Annotated in this window: 17 protein-coding genes; 6 read left to right on the plus strand and 11 right to left on the minus strand. The window is 64.9% G+C overall.

Features of this window, described 5'->3' with window-relative positions:
• Window positions 1–2: 2 nt before the first annotated feature.
• Together SH412_RS20775 and SH412_RS20780 are read right to left on the minus strand one after the other, a co-directional pair.
• The gene (locus tag SH412_RS20775) at window positions 3–833 is read right to left on the minus strand and encodes a class I SAM-dependent methyltransferase (protein WP_336519937.1); all 831 of its coding nucleotides are present in this window, start codon (window positions 831–833) and stop codon (window positions 3–5) included.
• 285 nt (window positions 834–1,118) lie between these two features.
• Window positions 1,119–1,412: a hypothetical protein gene (locus SH412_RS20780; RefSeq protein ID WP_336519938.1), complete on the minus strand. Its 294-nt coding sequence runs from the start codon at window positions 1,410–1,412 to the stop codon at window positions 1,119–1,121.
• A 341-nt stretch (window positions 1,413–1,753) separates the two neighbouring features.
• Between SH412_RS20780 and mreB the strand changes: the two genes are divergently transcribed.
• From mreB to SH412_RS20800, 4 genes are read left to right on the plus strand one after another with little or no spacing between them, the layout of a single operon-like run.
• Window positions 1,754–2,791 carry a rod shape-determining protein gene (gene mreB / locus SH412_RS20785; RefSeq protein ID WP_336519939.1) on the plus strand — a complete coding sequence of 346 codons (1,038 nt, stop codon included), beginning with the start codon at window positions 1,754–1,756 and terminating at the stop codon, window positions 2,789–2,791.
• A 20-nt stretch (window positions 2,792–2,811) separates the two neighbouring features.
• Window positions 2,812–3,756, plus strand: a complete 945-nt coding sequence (locus SH412_RS20790) for a rod shape-determining protein MreC (RefSeq protein WP_336519940.1) — start codon at window positions 2,812–2,814, stop codon at window positions 3,754–3,756.
• Window positions 3,757–3,763: 7 nt separating this feature from the next.
• Entirely contained in the window at window positions 3,764–4,306 is a 543-nt protein-coding gene (locus SH412_RS20795; RefSeq protein ID WP_336519941.1) for a hypothetical protein, read from the plus strand.
• Window positions 4,307–4,315: 9 nt separating this feature from the next.
• Window positions 4,316–6,577, plus strand: a complete 2,262-nt coding sequence (locus SH412_RS20800; RefSeq protein ID WP_336519942.1) for a penicillin-binding transpeptidase domain-containing protein — start codon at window positions 4,316–4,318, stop codon at window positions 6,575–6,577.
• Window positions 6,578–6,597: 20 nt separating this feature from the next.
• Here SH412_RS20800 and SH412_RS20805 read toward each other — a convergent pair whose 3' ends face one another.
• The gene (locus SH412_RS20805) at window positions 6,598–7,542 is read right to left on the minus strand and encodes a hypothetical protein (protein WP_336519943.1); all 945 of its coding nucleotides are present in this window, start codon (window positions 7,540–7,542) and stop codon (window positions 6,598–6,600) included.
• A gap of 324 nt (window positions 7,543–7,866) precedes the next feature.
• Here SH412_RS20805 and SH412_RS20810 point away from each other — a divergent pair, with 324 nt between their 5' ends.
• On the plus strand, window positions 7,867–8,742 hold the full coding sequence (locus SH412_RS20810) for an RICIN domain-containing protein (RefSeq protein ID WP_336519944.1): 876 nt from the start codon (window positions 7,867–7,869) through the stop codon (window positions 8,740–8,742).
• A 68-nt stretch (window positions 8,743–8,810) separates the two neighbouring features.
• Here SH412_RS20810 and SH412_RS20815 read toward each other — a convergent pair whose 3' ends face one another.
• Complete coding sequence (locus SH412_RS20815; protein WP_336519945.1) at window positions 8,811–9,509, minus strand: alpha/beta hydrolase; 699 nt, start codon at window positions 9,507–9,509, stop codon at window positions 8,811–8,813.
• A 788-nt stretch (window positions 9,510–10,297) separates the two neighbouring features.
• Here SH412_RS20815 and SH412_RS20820 point away from each other — a divergent pair.
• Window positions 10,298–10,975 carry an alpha/beta fold hydrolase gene (locus SH412_RS20820; RefSeq protein ID WP_336519946.1) on the plus strand — a complete coding sequence of 226 codons (678 nt, stop codon included), beginning with the start codon at window positions 10,298–10,300 and terminating at the stop codon, window positions 10,973–10,975.
• 35 nt (window positions 10,976–11,010) lie between these two features.
• On the opposite strand, the gene SH412_RS20825 is transcribed toward SH412_RS20820, so the two are convergent.
• The 7 genes from SH412_RS20825 to SH412_RS20855 all read right to left on the minus strand — a co-directional run bounded on the left by SH412_RS20825 (window position 11,011) and on the right by SH412_RS20855 (window position 17,454).
• Window positions 11,011–11,199: a hypothetical protein gene (locus tag SH412_RS20825; RefSeq protein WP_336519947.1), complete on the minus strand. Its 189-nt coding sequence runs from the start codon at window positions 11,197–11,199 to the stop codon at window positions 11,011–11,013.
• Window positions 11,200–11,295: 96 nt separating this feature from the next.
• Entirely contained in the window at window positions 11,296–11,547 is a 252-nt protein-coding gene (locus SH412_RS20830) for a hypothetical protein (protein WP_336519948.1), read from the minus strand.
• 628 nt (window positions 11,548–12,175) lie between these two features.
• On the minus strand, window positions 12,176–12,646 hold the full coding sequence (locus SH412_RS20835) for a hypothetical protein (RefSeq protein ID WP_336519949.1): 471 nt from the start codon (window positions 12,644–12,646) through the stop codon (window positions 12,176–12,178).
• Window positions 12,647–12,758: 112 nt separating this feature from the next.
• A complete protein-coding gene (locus SH412_RS20840) occupies window positions 12,759–13,832 on the minus strand; it encodes a DUF1559 domain-containing protein (RefSeq protein ID WP_336519950.1) in 1,074 nt (357 codons plus the stop codon).
• Between the two features lie 389 nt (window positions 13,833–14,221).
• A complete protein-coding gene (locus SH412_RS20845; RefSeq protein ID WP_336519951.1) occupies window positions 14,222–15,544 on the minus strand; it encodes an NAD(P)/FAD-dependent oxidoreductase in 1,323 nt (440 codons plus the stop codon).
• A gap of 203 nt (window positions 15,545–15,747) precedes the next feature.
• Window positions 15,748–16,659 (minus strand): homing endonuclease associated repeat-containing protein, encoded by a 912-nt coding sequence (locus SH412_RS20850; RefSeq protein WP_336519952.1) that lies wholly within the window; start codon window positions 16,657–16,659, stop codon window positions 15,748–15,750.
• Between the two features lie 306 nt (window positions 16,660–16,965).
• Complete coding sequence (locus SH412_RS20855) at window positions 16,966–17,454, minus strand: hypothetical protein (protein WP_336519953.1); 489 nt, start codon at window positions 17,452–17,454, stop codon at window positions 16,966–16,968.
• Window positions 17,455–17,846: the final 392 nt, after the last annotated feature.

The following is a 17,846-nucleotide window of genomic DNA, read 5'->3' on the forward strand; positions in this document are numbered from 1 at the left end:
ACTTACTGGGGCTGCTTGACGTTGCGTTCGAAGACGACGATGTGCTGGCGGGGGAGCACCCCGATCGTTTCTTTCCAGGTGAGGCCGAACTCAGGGCGTTCGGCTTCGCGGCGGACCTGTTTTTCGGTCATTTTATGCACGAGCTTAATCGGCACGCGGGGATCTTCCTTGCGGTACTCGACGAAGGCGACCCGTCCGCCGGGTTTGATGGCGGAGGACAGCTTGCGCAGCATTTCCCAGGGGAATTCGAACTCGTGGTAGACGTCGACCATGATTGCGAGATCGAGGGTGTCGGGTTCCAGTTCCGGGGACATTGCGGTTCCCAGCACGAGTTTGACGTTTTTGACATTCAGGTTATTCAGTTTGTCCGACAGGCGATCGAGCATTTCCTGCTGAATGTCGACGGCGAAGACGGTTCCGGTTTGACCGACTTCGCTGGCCATCATCAGGGTTAAGACGCCGGACCCGGCGCCGATGTCAGCAACTGCCATGCCGGGTTTGAGTTTGAGGCTTTCGACGAGGAGGGTGAGTCGTTCTTCCTGTTCGCGGTTGTCCCGTTCGAGCCAGTCGACGCCGGCGAAGCCCATGACGTGCGCGATTTCGCGGCCGAGGTAGAACTTTCCGATGCCGTTGAGGTCGTGTTCCCGGCGGAACGAGTAGCCGGGGTGTCCTGCGGGGAGCTTCGTGCTGGTCTGCGGAGGCGCTTCTTCGACGGCGACGTCCTGGGCGCGGACGACGGAGAGCCAGTCGCCTGACAGGATGAGCGCCAGCGCTCCGGCGAGGAGTGCGCAGAAGACGCATGAAAGCCGAATCGATCGACGCGAGGAGGGCATAGCGTCACTCCGGAGCAGACAACGGCAATCCGAGACCGAACTTGGAACGTGCGTCAATCATACCCGATTCGGCAATTCGCCGAAATCGCCTGCCAGGATTGTCATGGATGAAGCGGCAGGTTCCGGGGGGGAAACGGAAAAGGCGACAACCACGAATGGCGCGAATGGACGCGAATGAAGAGAGCGGATTTTGAACGGTGGATGTCGCCGAGTACGGAATCCGCGAAAACGTCGGGTGGCCGGCGTCGGAGTCATGCGACGACCCGGAAAGGGGTGAAACCGGCTCTACGGATCGGTGCGCTCCGGGCCATTGGCGTCGGGAGGTCGGCGGCGCTGCAGGAGATATCGCACTGCGGAGCTCAAACCTGCGAACCGGAACGAGGGGTCGATGTACTTTTCGATGACGTAGAACGCGAAATAGTAGGCGCGGGCGAAGCACCAGACCATCAGGGCCAGGAGGCACGCGACTTTGAGGGTCGGCTGTTCGAGCCAGACAATCAGGCCGGCGATCAGCCCGCCAACGACGAGCAGGCCGGCTTTGGCGTACATCCAGCGGGGGTCTTTGAGGTCGCGGGGCATTGGGGGACGTTGAGAGTTGAGAAAGAGACGGTGGTGATGGATGGGGCTCACTGCGAATTTGATTGGGGGGTGACGGAATCGAAGAACCACGCCCATCGCGGACTCTGGGCGTGCCACTCTCCAGATGCTGATCGATTTCTGACCTCCGTCCATCGCCGCCGTGAGGGGCATCCAGCTTAACCCATCTCAGAGTCGGCAGCCGGCCCGCGTGAGGCGGGTTGCAGGAATTGCCGGTTTGGCGTACAAGGCGGCGACGGGTGGGTTGGCTGGGGGAAAGTGTCGCGGGAAGGCGACAGCCCGGCCGGCCCAGGAATCAACGTAAGGCAAGGATGCTGAACCGGTTGCGTTCGTGGCTGAGTCCTGACATCGCTTTGGATCTCGGGACGGCCAATACGCTGATGGCGCTCCAGGGACGTGGAGTCGTCCTGGATGAACCGTCGGTCGTCGCCCTGCAGAAGGGGACCCGACGCGTTCTCGGTCGCGGTACGGCCGTCGGCAAGCTGGCCCGGCAGATGCTCGGGCGGACTCCCGATTCGATCACCGCGGTGAAGCCGATCCGGAACGGCGTGATCACCGATTTCGAGCTGTGCGAGGCGATGCTGCGGTACTTCCTGCAGAAGGCTTCGCATCAGACGCCTGGATTCCGGCCGCGAGTGGTTGTCGCGGTGCCGGGGAGTATTACGCCGGTCGAGAAACGGGCGGTGCTCAACAGTCTGGAACGGGCGGGGGCCGGCCGAGTGTATCTGATTGCGGAGTCGAAGGCGGCGGGGATTGGCGCCGGGCTGCCGCTGTCGGAACCGCTGGCCAGCCTGGTGTGCGACATCGGCGGCGGAACGACGGAGATTGCGGTGTTCAGTCTCGGGGAGAGCGTCGCAAGCCGGTCGCTGCGGACGGCGGGGGACGAGCTGGACGAGGCGCTGGTGGAGTATGTCCGGCAGCACTTTTCGCTGCGGATCGGCCCGCAGACGGCGGAGCAGATCAAGATCCGGATCGGGAGCGCCTATCCGCTGGACCAGGAGCAGACGACTGAAGTGCGCGGGCTGGACATCGTCAGCAGCGTGCCGCGGAAGGCGATCATCACTAGCGAAGAAGTCCGCGAGGCCCTAAAGGGTCCGCTGATGACGATGCTCGGGGGAATTAAATCGGTCGTGGAGCAGTGCGACCCGGAACTGGTGGCGGACCTGGCGGATACCGGGCTCGTGCTGTCGGGGGGCGTGGCGCTGCTCCGCGGACTGGACCTGTTTCTGCAGGAACAACTGGGGATTCCAGTGCGGGTGGCAGCCGATCCGCAGCGGTCAGTCGTGCGCGGGGCGGCGATCTGCGTGGAACATCTGGATCAGTGGAAGGCAAGCCTCGAAGCCGGGGCGGGGGATCTGTAACGGCGGGCCAAATGCGCTGGATGACTCGTCATGTTCCGCTGCTGGTCTGGCTGGCGCTGCTGGCACTGGGCCTGCGGTCCGCCCCGGCGGGGATGGCGGACGGGTGGCGCGGGTTGACGGCTGATGTTCTGCGGCCGGGTCTGGAAGGACTCCGCTGGACGCGGCAGGCGTGGCGCGAGCTCGCCGACCATCGCAACGCGGTCGCGGGAGAGGCGGCGGCCCGTGAGACCCGCGAGCTGAGAGAGCGTGTCGCCAGGCTGGAGGACGAACTGCAGTCGGCGGTTGCGCAGGCAGCCTTGCAGGCGGAAGCCGAACTCAGCAGCGATCCCGCGGGGCTGGCGGCGTATGTGCCGGAAGCGTCTGCGCGATTGCTCGTCCCGCAACTGCTGCAGGTCGGCGTGCTCGGGGAAGCGGCGGCGACCGAGTGGCGACGGGGACTATATCTGGCGGGGGGAAGCGTCCAGGGCCTGCGGGAGTCGTCGCTGGTGCTGACCGATCTCCGCCCTCTGATCGACTACGGCCGGGATGGCGGCGTCGCGGCGGAAGACCCGCTGCTGCTGGGGCGGCAGGTGATTGGCAAGGTGGCGCAGGCGGGGCGATGGTCGAGCAGCGTGCTGCTGCTGACGGACGCCGGCTATCGTGGCCGGGCGCAACTGGTCCGGGCGACATCGCAGGGACCGGTGTTTGCGGCGCCCGGCATTCTGCACGGAACCGGCGAACCGACCTGCAAGTTGGAGGGGATTCCTTCAACCGAATCGGTGCGGGTGGGGGACTTTGTCTATACCGCGGAACGGGACGGCGTGATCCCGGTGCCGCTGTATTACGGCAAAGTCGTCGAAGCCACGGCGTCTCCCGACGATCGCGAGTGGACGATCCGCGTCGAACCCGCACAGTTGCCCGGCGAACTGACCCGCGTTGCAGTCCTGCGGACCTTGCTCAATCCGGATCGGCCGCTGGCCAATTGAGATCACGATGCTGCGTCACCTGACATTCCTGCTCCTCACCTACGCCTGCCTGGTCGTGCAGACCGGCGCCGGCGATGCGCTGGCGTGGGGCGACTGGAAGACGCACCTGGTCGCGGCGCCGGTCGCGGCGAGCGTGCTGCTGTTTGAAGGGCCGGCGGCCATCCTCTGGGCGGCTGTCGTCGGCCTGTGGTGGGACGGTCTGTCGGGCGGGCCGCTCGGGGAAAGTCTCCTGCTGATGGCGGGAATTGCGAAGCTGCTGCAGGGGGCGCTCGGCGGACAGCCGGCGCGCTCCAGCGCTGCGATCGGGCTGCTGGTCGGCGCGTCGGCCTGGCTGCACGGGCTGGGCTGGCGCGTGCTGGAAGCGTGGCGAGATGCCCCGGCGATTTCGGCAGCGGAGATTCTGCGGCTCGCGTCGCAGCAGGCGCTCTGGACCGGACTGCTGACGGCGGCAGCGCTGTTCGGCTGGCGGTTTCTGGTCCGGGGGCTGGCACTCCGCGGACGCCCGCTGGCCCCGCTCGTCCAGAACAAATGGCGAATGCTCAACGACTGAATTCTCTCCATGCTCAACGGGTTGCCACAGTTTGAAGCGGAAGGGGCCAGCTCCCGCGGGGAGTGGAGCGCCGACGGGCAGCCACATCTGCGACTGGCGCTGCTGTATCTGCTGGGGCTCGTCCCGCTCGTCGCCATCAGCGCCCGGCTGGTCTGGCTGCAGGTGGTGATTCCGGACCAGTTCACGGCGGTCTTTCAGCAACTGCGCGAAGAGTACGAAGAGATCCCGAGCCGGGACGGACGGATCCTGGCGGCGGATGGCTCGATTCTTGCCGACGATGAAGTCCGCCAGGAGCTGCATATCCACTATCGCTGGCTGCAGGAACCGCCGGACGAACGCTGGTTGCGGCAGCAGGCGCTGGCTCGATTGAGCCGGATGGAACGGCGTGAGTCCGAACGCGTCGCCGCCGAGGAAGCCTGGATTCTCAGCGAGCGCCAACGGCTCTGGCGGCAGATCGCCCGGCTTACCGGCGTCGCACCCGAAGAACTCGAACAGCAGCGGGCACAGGTCCAGGCTCGCATCGAATCGATCGCCGGACGAGTGCGCGATGGACTGGAGGCCCGCCAGGAACAGCGAGTCGCCGCCGCCGATCAGGCCGAAGGGGATCGGACCGCGTGGGAGCAGATCTGGCATCGACTGCACCTCGAGCTGACGGCGGCCCCCGATCGCGGGGAGGACGATCCGCTGGTCATCAAGGAAGAGCTGACCTATCACGTGATTCTGCCGTCGATCACGCCGGAGGCCGCGGCGGAGATCGAAGCGCATCCGGAGCGCTACCCCGGTTCGCGAATCCAGGTGCAGACGCGCCGGTTCTATCCGCGCGGGGACTTTGCGGCGCATCTGATCGGCAGCCGGACGGCGTTGCGGGACGACGAACTGCAGGAACGTCGCGCAAAACTGGGCGAGTCGGATCCGCTCGACTACCACGTCGGCGATCCGATCGGACGGAACGGGCTCGAACGGACCTACGACAGCCGGCTGCATGGCCTCCGCGGGCAGCGCCGGCTGGTCCTTAACCGGCAGGGGGAGATCATCCAGTCGGAAGTGGTCCGCGCGCCGCAGTCCGGCAAGGATCTGGTCCTGACGCTCGATCCGGAACTGCAGTCGACCGCGGAACGGCTGCTCGATGCCGCCCTGCAGCAGGAGACGCCGGCGGGAACCATCGACGACGAAACGACCGCCGGGGCCGCTCCGCAGTCGATTGTGCCGACGGGCGGAGCACTCGTTGCGATCGACGTGCAGACCGGAGCCATCCTCGCCGCCGCCGCCGCGCCGCGGTTCGACCTGAACCTGCTGATCCGGCCGGATGTCGAGCGCTGGCGCGAAGTCCGCGACGACCCCCGCAAGCCGATGTTCCCCCGGCTGACACGCATGGCCCTGCCGCCGGGCTCGGTCTACAAAGCGGTCTCCGCCGTCGCGCTGCTCGAATCGGGCAAGATCACGCCCGACACCGCCATCGACTGCCGGGGCTATCTCGACCATCCCGGTCAGCACCGCTGCCTGATCTTCCGCCACTACGGCGTCGGGCACGGCGAAACGCGGCTGACGGACGCACTCTGCCGGTCGTGCAACGTCTATTTTTTTGCCGGCGCGCGGAAGGCGGGGCCGCAGGCGCTGGTCGACTGGTCGCAGCAGTTCGGCATCGGTCAGCCGACGGGGATCGATCTGCCGTTCGAAGAGTCAGGCAACCTCCCCTCCCCTGCCATCAAACGCGAGCCGGGACAGAAGCCTTGGTATCCGGGCGATACGCTCGGCCTGTCGATCGGGCAGTCGTCGCTGATGGTGACTCCGTTGCAGATCGTCCGGATGATGGCGGCGATCGCCAACGACGGCTGGCTGGTGACGCCTCACCTGGGCTCGAACCAGGGACCGCAGCTCGTCGACGAAAGCGGCTCCTTCGCTCGATCCGTGGCCACATACCCCGAGCCGCGGAAGATTGCGGGGCTGCATCACGGGACGCTGGCGGCCGTGCGCGAGGGACTGACGCTGGTCGTCGAAGACCCGCGCGGGACGGCGTACAAGACCGCCCGGTTGCCGGGGATTACGCTCGCCGGGAAAACCGGGACGGCCGAGACGGGAGGCGGCAAGCCGGATCACGCGTGGTTTGCGGGCTTCGCCCCGGCCGAGCAGCCGCGGGTGGCGTTCTGCGTGGTGCTGGAGCACGGCGGTTCGGGGAGCAAAGCCGCAGCGCCGCTGGCGCGGGAACTGGTCGAGCGGATGCGCGAACTGGGTCTGATTCAGGGCGGGGCGCTGAGCGCGGGACGCGACTAGAAATCTCGGGGCTCTGTGCCCTATCGCCCTGCCTCCGAAAGAGCGGCGGCGTCCGACTCAAAACTGACCGTCTGGATCGTCGGTCGCTGGTCGGGCTCTTCGTACAGGGTGACCCAGTCTTGATCCGCGTCCGCGCCGCGTTCGCGCGGTTCCTGCATTCTGCCGGTGACGTGGCCGATCAATGCGCCGCCGATCTGCAGGACAGAACCGCCTCCGACGGCGGAATCCAGGGCGCCGCCGACGCGCACGCCGTAGTTGGGCTGCAGGATCCGGTTCCCTTCGCGTTGCGCGTCCGCGTCGGCGGTGGTTTCGAGATAGCTCAGCGCGTCTCTCGTCGCGATCGTTTCGTGCCAGATCGAGAGGAGCGGCAGCTCGTTGACCGCGGCGTAGGTGCCCGGCAGGTCCCGGCGATGGACGTCTTTGGCATACGCGGCGGCGTGCATGCCGAGCGACGGGACGTCCGAGTAGACGTAGATGCTGTTCGTGTAGGGATTATACCGGTCGCCGCCGAACACGCGGCCGGGGAGGATGGTGTAGCCGAGAACGCTGATCGCTCCGACAGTGTAGCGCCACCCGGCGCCGACTTCGCGATTGTCGCGCAGGCGACGCCATTCGTCGCCGGGGTCGTACTGGTTCACCCGGACGCAGACGTCCTGCAACTGATTGCGTTCCACGTACTCGGCGACGGCGACGGTGGTCGATTCCGTCACGTGGTGATTGTTGACGCGCCGGTCCCAGAGGAGGAGCTTGCCGGGGATGCCGACGACCCAGCCGAGTCCATCCACGAACTTGTTGGGCCGGCCTTCGACGATTTCGAGCGACGAGTTCTCGACGGGCGGGGCGCACATCGCCGACTGCGCATTGTGCCAGCCGCGACCGAACTGGTACGGCCCGGAGGCGCAGCCGGTCAGCAGAGCGGCACTGACGCCGCACAGGGCGAGGAGTCGGAAGCGACTGGTCGTCATCGGGATCCTTCCCAGACGTCCCGCACGACGCATCTTGCGTTAGCAGAAGAGCCGGCTTGTGCGGACTGCTGGAACTATCGATTGGAAGAGTCACGCGACTTGATGAATTGTGCGAACTCACAATCCCGCCAAACGCCCCAGTCCCCGCAGGTCGCGAAGTTGCACCGAGTGGCGTGAAACGCGTCCGGACCGCGGCGGGAACGTCGATTCTGAACCGCTGATGCCGACGTTTTCCCGACGCCCCCTTTACCTGCCTCATGGGAGTGCAGTAACGTGTCTTGAACACCCGTCCCCATTCATTGCGCGCATGATCGGGAGAGCTCCGTGAAATCGCTCCGCTACCTGCCGATTCTGACCGCGTGCCTGCTGCTGGCCGGCGTCGATGACAATCGATGTCCGGCCGACGACGCGTCGGAAGCCGCCCACCAGGAGGCGATCGCACGATTCGAAGAGAGCGACGCCGCCCTGGTTGAATCGATGCTGGAAGCACTGGCCAAGGCGGAGCAGATTGCGCGTCGATCCGGCAATGCTGCGCTGGTATCCCGGCTGAGTTCGGAGCGCGAGCAGTTCAAGCAGCAGCGGGTGGTTCCCGCGTCGGTCGACGCAGGATCGCGGTCGTCGTACCTCGCCCGACTGGACCGGCAATGCACTCAATTGCTGCTGCCCTGCCAGAAGCAGATCACCGTCCTCTCCAAGGGGGGAGATTTCGAACGGGCCGAGCAGGAGGAACTGAAGCTCGGCCAGCGGCTGATCGGGGTCCGTGGCTACGGGATCGCGATCCCGCCGCCGAACAAGCTCGGCAATCTCCAGTTTTTACTACGAAATCGACAAACGGGAGGGGTGCTGGATGTGACGGACGCCGGGGATGTTGTCGTGGCGCCCGAAGTCCGCGGCCGGCGACCGCAGTTGTGGCGTCTGCTGATCGTTGACGATCATGCGGCGATCGCCAACCTGGATCGCAAGAAGGTGTTGAACATCCCCACATCCTCATGGAACCCCGGCCTGCCGTTGATCGTGTACAGCGAAGATGGCAACGGGGCGAACGAGCGGTGGCTGATTTCCGAAGAAGGGAAGTCGGTTGTGATCACGTCCCGGCTGAACAAGCTGGTGCTGGACGTCGACACGGACAGCGGGCGGCTGATTCAGAACACCCCTGACGAACGCAAGTCGCAACGATGGATGATTGAGGCTCGTCGGTAAGGGGCGGTGTCGGAACACGATGCCGAGCGAGGCGGACCGTCGCAAAGCGCCTCGTGATTCGCGACCGGTCACTCGTGGCCGGCCAGCACCCATGTCAACGCATCGGGAAGTTCTGCGGCCCAGCAGGCGGGATCGTGTCCGCCGTCGTACTCGTGGCTGCGCACTTGAGAGAACGACGTCTCCAGTTGTCGAACCAGCCGGCGGACCGAGTCGAGTTGACTGGTCTGCTGGAACAGGCCTGTCGGAGGGTGGCTGACTCCCTGCTGCAGCTCCTGGTTTCCGACGCTGACCCACAGTCGTCCGGGTCTGGCAGGTTGCGACGCGATCGCCGCAGTCAGCCATTCGTCGTTCCACCAGGCGGACGGCGACTGGCACAATCCGCCTGAAAATACGCCGGGATGGCGGCAGAGCGCATACGCAGCCGCCAGGCCGCTCAGGCTGAGCCCTCCGAGATAGTATCTCTCAAATCGTCCCTGCGATTGTTCAATCCACGGAATGACTTCCCGGATCAGAAACGTCGCATAGTCGTCGCTGCACGTGTAGTCGCGATGCCGTGCGGCGGCGTCGAGAGATGAAATATACGCGAACGTGACCGGCGGCAGGCCACCGTCCTTCAGGAGTTGTTCGACAATCTGAACTGCGCCCACGCGATCGAGGTACAATTCTGCGTCCAGGAAGATCCAGCAGCATGCTGCGTCGGCGGACGGCTGCAGCCAGATCCGACGCGACCCGTTCAGCCGCTCCGTGGTGATTTCCTGGGGATTCATGGTGAGCCGATGGCCGAGGAGTATTGACCCGATCAGGATGACCAACCCGTCACCCGATGACTTCCTGCAGAATCGTCCAAGCTTGACTTTAGCACTCGTCCAGACAGCACGCCAATCGCGGCCGGGCCGAAATTGGCGCTGAAACGTCAGCCGGCGTTTCCTCCGCGGCATCCGGCAACCCGCACCCGCGGTCTGGCTCCGCCGAACTGGACCGCGCTGACCATCACCACCCTCCCCGCGATGCGGGACGGCCGGATCATGCGGAACGCCGGGGCGGACTCAGCACGTCGAATTGGCCGTCACCCCGGATTGCCTGCCGCTGGGGGTGGTGGGCACGCCGAGCCTGTGACCCTTTCCCGCCAACCGTCACGGAGCGGACCCTCCGGGCATAATCTCGGCGTCGGGACGCCCCTTGCGGAGAGGCGTGTCCCCTTTCATCGGGGCGAACGAGTCCTGCCCTTTCTTCCGCTGGGCCTCCTCGTCCCGCACCGGCGTTGAAACCGGGGGACGCCGTGAGCAGACTGAGGGCGGGGACGGGTTGATTCCTGCTGCCCGTTGTCGCGCCCTCCGAAGAATCGTGCAAAGCGAACGGCTGAAAAATCACAGGCTCGGAGCGCCCGCATTCTCCGACGAAACGCTTCTCGGATAAGTCGCACATCGGGTGGCCGGGGCCGGACCGAAGGGAAGCCTCGGTCTCAAATGTGTCCAGGTAGACCGGGGTATTTCGAAGACGCTCCTGCCCCGACCACCCGACAGACTCGTGAGCGAGCCATCCAAGGAATCTGACGGTGTCAGCCCCCTGCCCGCTGCTGCTCTTCTCCGGCCTGGCGGCTGATCAGTCCGTCTTTGCCCATCAGCTCACAGACATTCCGGGGTTGGTCGTACCGTCCTGGCAGAAACCGCATGCCGATGAAGATCTGGCCGCATACTGCTGCCGCTGGGCCGACGAACTGCGACCGCTGCAGCCTCGATTTCTGGGCGGAGCATCGTTCGGCGGGATCGTGGCGCTGGAAGTGGCGCAGCGTCTGCAACCCGACGCCGTCTTTCTGATCGGCAGCGTCCGCAGTCCGGCCGAAATTCCGCGCCGTATTCGTCACTTGAGAGTCTTCCGCTCGCTGCTGCCTGCGGTTCCGCTGCGAGCGCTCCAATGGTCCGCCCGAGCGACGGCCCGCCTGCCGCACCACCGGGCGCTCCGGCATCTGCTGGGCATCGCCCGCCTGTTTGGCGCTGCAGATCCGGACGTCGTGCGGTGGTCCGCCCGTCAGATTCTTGAGTGGCGGCAGACTCCGGTTCTCAAAGGTCCGGTCTACGCGATTCACGGCGACGCAGATCCCATTTTCCCGCTTCGCGGCTGCCATCCGGACGCGATCGTCCGCGGCGGAGGCCACGTGATCTCGCTGACGCATCCCGAGCAGGTAACGGCGTTTCTGCTCGCGGGAATGGCGGGGAAATTGCCGAAAGGTTAACTGCTGGGATCACTGCCGGTGCGGCGCAACGCCTCCTATGACGGCAGATCAATCGCGACGGATTCTTCGTCCCAGTAGTCCGACTCGTCGACCATGCCAAAGCAGGCGGCGATGTCCGGATCAGTTATCACCAGTCGCACCGCCGACCGCCCCGCAACTCGGCACTCCTCGCCAATGACGCCGGCCGCCAGCATCTCGGCGAGAAGTTCATCGCTGGCGCTCAACGCATCCGAGGTCGCATCCGCCAGCGTCAGATCGCTGCGGATGAGAACGAATCGTCGACCGGTCTCCTGCCAGAGCTCGCGGTACTTGTCGCGGACTTAGGGATCGAGCTGCTCTGCGAACTCCGCCGGCAACCGCAGCACTTTGATCAGCTCCAGCACGTCCGCCAGGTCCTTCACTCGCCCGAGGCTGGTCATGCCCGAGGCCAGTTTCAATTCGACCCGCTTCGGCAGCGTGATGTAGCGAATCTCTTCCGCCTCAAAACTCACTGCGGCAGGATCCGGGAGCGCAACGGGCTTGGGTTTGCCGTCTCCCGGAAAGTCTCCGGCTGTCAGGAACTCAATCCGCACGCCCAGCTCGGTATCGCGCAAGTTCTTGCTGTGCGAGAACGGCGGCAGGTAACCCCGCCCTTAAAGCCGTTCGTGAATCCGTTTCAGATCCGGTTGAGACACCAGCACGTCGACGCCTTCGGTAAACCGCCGGAAGCCGTGACGGAACAGCGCCATGCCTCCCAAGATCGCATTGGGAAACCCAAACACTTCAAGCTGCCCGGGATCTTATGCAGCGCCTGGAAGACGGCACTCCGTTCCTCGAAATGGCGGCTCCCCTCGCTCAACGCCCACCTCGGATCGCGATTGAGACGTTCTTTGTACGAGGGATCGCCGGAATCAGCCAGCATTCCGACGAACGGCGGTTGTAGCGCTCCATCAATTAACGGGATCTTGCTCATGTGCCGGAAACAGGAAATTGGCGTATTCGCTGTACGCCGGACGCTCGGATTTGAGACACGAGAATTGCAGCTCGTCCCCGGGGACGGAAGCGGAGTGGACGCTCCAAATTGACGACCGCATCGGCAGATGCCCAGCCATCGCGCCGAGCCCTACGGACTGCAGAGTTGGCTGGTCGGAACCGCCGAAATGATTCTCGAATCCGTCCTTGGACCTTTCGACTGCCGATACCTGGGTTCCGCCAGACGGCTTACGGAGTCAGGTCAATCGGGAACATGTTCATCCCTTCCTGGATCTCGAATTCCAGGCCGCTGGTAGTCGTGTCCCGGTACTTCTTAGGAAATTCGGCTTTCCCGGCCGGTTCGACGAGCTCAGGTTTCTCGAAACGGTCCTCGGCGGTCATCTGATTGGGATCGTGCGGACCGGGGGGGGGCGGTGCGATCATGACTTTGTACTTGCCGACCGGCATCGCTCCATTGTTCCAGGAATTCAGCATGAAATCCCCGTCCGCATCGGTGAGACCAAAGGCCAGGAATCCTTTCTCCATCTGCATAAAGGAAACGGCGTGGCCCGGTGCGAGCGGCTTTCCCGCCAGAGTGAGCCGCCCGCCCACTTTTCCGGTCGGGCCGTAGCTGTTGCCTCCACATCCCAGCGACAGGACGGCGAATCCGTAGCAGACCAGCAGGGCCATCGAGCACGACTGCGAGCCAGACTTCGTCACGATTGCGACTCCGCGAAGTAGATTGTTCGATGTGGAAATCTCGGCCGCGTGCATGCGACCGAGTACATAGCGTTTCATGCATCGCGGGTTCTGCGACGATCGGCCTGACGCGTTAGAAATCGCCTAACGTCTGGCCGTCGTCGCGCGTCGCCAGCTTCTTCAGCGATTCCAGATCCATGTTTTCGCTGAGAAACCGGACCGCGCCGTCTCCGAGCAGGGCATGGACGCCGCCCACGTGGGACGAGACCAGCGGGTTGTTGTCTCCCATGGAGCTCGACATTCCACCGTAGATCGTATCGGCGAAGGGTTCCTGACGGATGCGATAGCGAATCGTGGTGATATTGAAATAGCGGTGGTCGTTGTCGCACCCGCCGTTGTTGCCGCTCGTCCCGCAGGTCGGATCGGGAAAGGGAACCCGACCGGCTTCGCGAGTTCCAATGAGCCAGCCTGTGATATTCGTTGCCCCGGCGGTCGCCGCCCCCTGCGAGGGAATCATCCAGGAGTAGGTGCCATCAAGGCGGATCAGCTTGCCCCCCTGCTCGCCGATCATCATCGTATTGCTGAGGCCGTCGGTGACCTCGCTGAACCGGACGAACGAGTTGACGCCCAGCATCCCCCCCCCGCTCACTTTTCCGGTACCGCCCCCCTGAGTATGGGAATAGACGCGGCTCTCCACGAAGGTCACGGGGTCCGCGGCGCCGGCGATTCCGGCGTAGATGTTGTAATTCTCGCGATTCGGCTGACTGCCGGTGAATGAAAACGACGGGCAGATGGTTGGTGGATTCGCCTGCTTCGCCACCGGAAAGTTGAGAGCCCCGGCGCTGGTCGCAGGGGATTCACCCACATATCCTGGCGATTTGCCGTTCCAGGTGAGCTGATTGAACGCCGGCGCCTGATCCAGGTACGGCAGCAGCATGCCAAAAAAGCTGGGACCGAAACTGTGGGTTCCAGCTCCGCCTCGCGGAAACCCGCCGTGCGAGCAGCCTGCGGGCAACCGTCCCATGGACGACTCGTAGTTGTGCAGCGCGAGACCGATCTGCTTCAGGTTATTGCGACACTGCGTCCGCCGCGCGGCTTCGCGGGCCTGCTGAACCGCCGGCAGAAGCAGAGCGATCAGAATCGCAATAATCGCAATCACGACTAGCAATTCGATCAACGTGAAAGCGCGCCGCATGTTCGTGATCATGTGAGTCCTCGGTTGAAGTGAAAATCTGATCGCCGATAGATGCTGCCTCAGAACAAGGATTCGCAGATTTGTCAAGAACGGGGACTCGTAATTCTAGTCGCTCGATTTTCGGCGTGCATTGATTTTTTTAGCAAGACATTGGAGTTTTTTCACGCAAGACTCTCGAAGGTCATCGGTACTGTTAACAACAAAAAATCACGTGAACGCTATCTGTGCGCGTTTCGATGTTTTGCTCCTGTTCGCGACGCGCCGCCGCCTGCGTAGCGATCCAATTCGATCAGTCCCGTTCGGAGCGGCCGGGGTTGGCTGCTTTGTGCGGCCCTCGGCGCGGGCGAGAACCTGGGGGCGTCGAAGACGTGACCCCGTTCCCCGGCTCACCCGAAGATTTCTCACCGCTCCGTGACGTTGCGCTGCACCGCAGACTTCTCACGCCCCACCTCCGTAATCAGCCGCGCCGACCGGCTGAACGTGAAGTAGTTCCACGCCCACTGCCACAGGACCAGCACGCGGTTCTCGAAGCGGACAATCTGCATCAGATGCACGAACAGCCACAGCAGCCAGGCCACCAGCCCGCGAAACTTCCACCGCCCAAGCTGAGCCACCGCCGCCGAACGGCCGATCGTCGCCATGTTGCCGTAATCGAAATAGCGGAACGGCGGAGGCGACGGTCTTCCCTTGAGGCGTCCGACGATCAGCCGGGCGACATAAGTCCCCTGTTGAATCGCCACCGGCGCCACGCCGGGAAGCGGCTTGCCCTGCGTTGCGCCTTCGCGAGCATCCAGGCAGTGGGCCAGATCTCCAATCACAAACACGTCCGGATGCTGCGGCAACGTCAGGTCCGGCTGAACGATCACCCGCCCCGCGCGGTCCGGCTCGCAACCAGCCGCTCTGGCGAGCGTCGTACCCAGCGGCGATCCCTGAACGCCGGCCGCCCACAGCACCGTCTCGGCAGCAATCAGCTCGGTCGTCGCGCCGACCTGCAGCGTGATCCCGCCGTCGTCGACGCCTTGAACCTTCACCCCCAGCCGGACTTCAACCCCTTTCTCCCGCAATTTGCTTTCCGCCTCGTGCGACAAATCCTCAGGAAACGCCCCCAGGACGCGCAGGGCCAGGTCGACCAGCACGATCCGGGCGTCGCGCGGATGAATCCGGCGGAACTCGCGTCGCAACGTATGAGCCGCAATCTCCGCCAGCGTGCCGGCGAGCTCCACTCCCGTCGGCCCCCCTCCGACGATCACGAACGTCAGCAGCGCCCGCTGACGGGCAGCATCGGTTTCTCGCTCGGCCTGCTCGAAAGCGGTCAGCACCCGCCGGCGGATGTCGAGAGCGTCTTCGATCGACTTCAGCCCCGGCGCCCGCGACGCCCACTGGTCCTGCCCGAAATAACTGGTCCGGGCCCCCGCGGCGACGATCAGCGAGTCGTATCCCAGGTGGCCATCCGCCAGCATCACCTTGCGACCGGCAAGGTCGAAATCGACCACATCCCCCAGCAGCACCCGGCAATTGCGCTGCCGTTTCAGTATGGCCCGCAGCGGAGCGGCGATGTTCCCCGGCGACAGCCCCCCGGTCGCCACCTGGTACAGCAGCGGCTGGAACAGATGAAAGTTGCGACGGTCGACGAGCGTCACGTCGACGTCGGCCCCCCGCAGAGCCCGGGCGGCGTTCAAGCCGGCGAATCCCCCGCCGACAATAACGATGCGATGAAGCGACATAGTGACCTCATCGTAGCCGACAATCGGCAAAACAAAAGGTTCGAAGCGCAGCCGCGCAGGCCGCCTGCGGCATGATCACCGCGGGCGCCCCGGCAGACTTAACCGGCAAAACCACCCGTCTGTGGGCTTCCCGTCCGAGATGCCCCGGACGTCAACCGCGACCACCCGGCGTCCCCGCCTCAGCACGAACCGCCGATCCACCCTCAATACAGCCCCCTCTTGAACCGACTCCAGTCCTTCGGCGTAATCGGCGCCGGCTTCGGCTTCGGAGGCGCCGGCGAAGCAGCAGCCGGCACCGAATCGTCTGTGGCCACCGAAGCCCCGGACGCCGACTCCGCGCCGGATTCGGCCCGGGGATCGCCTTCACCGGCGACAGCGGACGCAGGCTCCGCAGCCGGCGCGCCCGGCGTCGGCGAGGGACGCGAAGACAAGCCGCTCCCCCCCAGCTCCCGCAACCGCCGACCCGTCTCCTCCCAGTCCGCCAGCACCTCCGCCGGATCCTCGTCGCCAAACCGAAACCCCGCCTCCTCGAACTCCGCATACGGCCCCCGTCGACCGGCCCCATCCGCCCCCGACCCCCGGCCCTCCCGTTCGCGCCCCGTCCTCCCCGGCTCCAGAATCCCCGCCCAGAACTCCGACTCGAAATCCACCATCCCCTCCCGTCCGCTCCCCGCTCGCAACAACCCCGGCACGTCCGCCGGTTTCACCTCCGCAGGCAGACCCCGCAGATACCCCGGCCGCGCCTCCACCGGCCGCCCCTGCAACCACCCCCAGTACGCCTGCCAGACCTCCACCCGCGTCCCGAACCGGCTCTCCAGCGTCGGCCACGACCGCGCCGAATGACGGTTGAACGCCATACACGTCGGAAACCGACCGCACACCTCCCCCACCCGGCTCAACTCCTCAAACAGCTCCTCGTCCGAGTAAATCGCCTTCGCCTTCCCCCGCGCCGACAGCCCCGCCGCCAGCCGCAGCTTCGTCCAGCTCCCCCACAACCGATCGATCTTCGACGGAGAAATCCCCGTCGCCTCCTGAAAGTCCCGCACGGTCAGATCCCCCCCGACCTTCCCCGCCACAACCTGCACCGCCCGCAGCAAATCGTCTCGCGTCAACATGTTACGTCTCCCGGAAAACGTCCACGGAGAAGCCCGCCATATCGGACGCCTCCATAAAGAGCCGTTTTGTTGCGCGGAATTCACAATTGGGCCAGTCGTCCGTGGCCAGTCGTCAGTCGTCAGTGGAGGCCCGTAAGGCACGCTCCCGCCCCCCCTCTTAGCCCCCCTCCAATGGAGGGGGGCCGCGCGCCGGAAGAGGCCGCGCGCCGGAAGAGGCCGCGCGCCGGAAGAGGCCGCGCGCCGGAAGAGGCCGCGCGCCGGAAGAGGCCGCGCGCCGGAAGAAGCCAGGCGCCGCCCGTCAACGCATCACGGCAACTCGATGAAGTCCCAAGGTTTCGCCGCCCACCCCCGTTCCGTGTTATGCCGCTCGACATACGCAATCCGCGTCATCAGCGACGCCGTCGAGAAGCAGAACCGCTTGTCGTACTTGACTGTCCAGATCGGACGTCCCGGACGGAGTCCGTACCGGACGGCTTCCTTCGCGCACTTCACGACCCACGGCACCTCCCACCGCGACGGCCCGACGACGAAGTGGACGTGCCACGTCTGCACGGTCAGCGCCAGCACGCGCTGCTGCAACCGGTCGATGAGCGACCGCCCGAGCATCCCTCCGATCTCGTGCCACCGGCTCGGATCGAAGCGATAGACGGGATACTTCAACCGCTCCCGGTCCGCGTTCTCCAGCTCCGGATCGGCTGGGTAGGTGATCCCGTCATCGACCCACCCGCGCGGATCCCCCCGCAGCCAGGTCCCATACGTCGTCATGGTCACCATGACCCCATGAATCTCCCGCATGGCAGAACTCCGCGCGAAAAGTGGACTTCTGTGTATTGCGCCGCATAACGTACCGCCCGTCCACATCTCTGTCACCAGGAATCCCAGCATTTTTTCTTCTCTTCTTATCTTAGCCCCCCTCCAGTGGAGGGGGGCCGATTACGGAGGGAGGCCTAATGACGCACGCGAGGCGGCATCACGGAGGGGGGCCGATTTACGGAGGGGTGCAACGCGCGGGAAAGGGGCCCGATCATTGAAAGAGGCCCGATTACGGAGGGGGGCCTGACAACGCACGCGAGGCGACAACACGAAGTGCGTCTCGCACGTCAAATGCACGCCTCATCGCGGAGGAAGCCTGCTGACGGACGCGATCCCTCGGAACGCCTTCGCGCATTCGGTCCGCCTGGCGCGAT

This window comes from Planctellipticum variicoloris (assembly GCF_030622045.1).
GTDB classification, from domain to species: Bacteria; Planctomycetota; Planctomycetia; order Planctomycetales; family Planctomycetaceae; genus Planctellipticum; species Planctellipticum variicoloris.

Bases quoted from the DNA above. Each gene is read 5' to 3' on its own strand.
- SH412_RS20850 (WP_336519952.1), bottom strand. From the start codon at position 16,659: ATGTTGACGCGAGACGATTTGCTGCGGGCGGTGCAGGTTGTGGCGGGG.
- SH412_RS20855 (WP_336519953.1), bottom strand. From the start codon at position 17,454: ATGCGGGAGATTCATGGGGTCATGGTGACCATGACGACGTATGGGACC.
- SH412_RS20775 (WP_336519937.1), bottom strand. From the start codon at position 833: ATGCCCTCCTCGCGTCGATCGATTCGGCTTTCATGCGTCTTCTGCGCA.
- SH412_RS20795 (WP_336519941.1), top strand. From the start codon at position 3,764: ATGCTGCGTCACCTGACATTCCTGCTCCTCACCTACGCCTGCCTGGTC.
- SH412_RS20845 (WP_336519951.1), bottom strand. From the start codon at position 15,544: ATGTCGCTTCATCGCATCGTTATTGTCGGCGGGGGATTCGCCGGCTTG.
- SH412_RS20790 (WP_336519940.1), top strand. From the start codon at position 2,812: ATGACTCGTCATGTTCCGCTGCTGGTCTGGCTGGCGCTGCTGGCACTG.
- SH412_RS20805 (WP_336519943.1), bottom strand. From the start codon at position 7,542: ATGACGACCAGTCGCTTCCGACTCCTCGCCCTGTGCGGCGTCAGTGCC.
- SH412_RS20780 (WP_336519938.1), bottom strand. From the start codon at position 1,412: ATGCCCCGCGACCTCAAAGACCCCCGCTGGATGTACGCCAAAGCCGGC.
- SH412_RS20815 (WP_336519945.1), bottom strand. From the start codon at position 9,509: ATGAATCCCCAGGAAATCACCACGGAGCGGCTGAACGGGTCGCGTCGG.
- SH412_RS20800 (WP_336519942.1), top strand. From the start codon at position 4,316: ATGCTCAACGGGTTGCCACAGTTTGAAGCGGAAGGGGCCAGCTCCCGC.
- SH412_RS20840 (WP_336519950.1), bottom strand. From the start codon at position 13,832: ATGATCACGAACATGCGGCGCGCTTTCACGTTGATCGAATTGCTAGTC.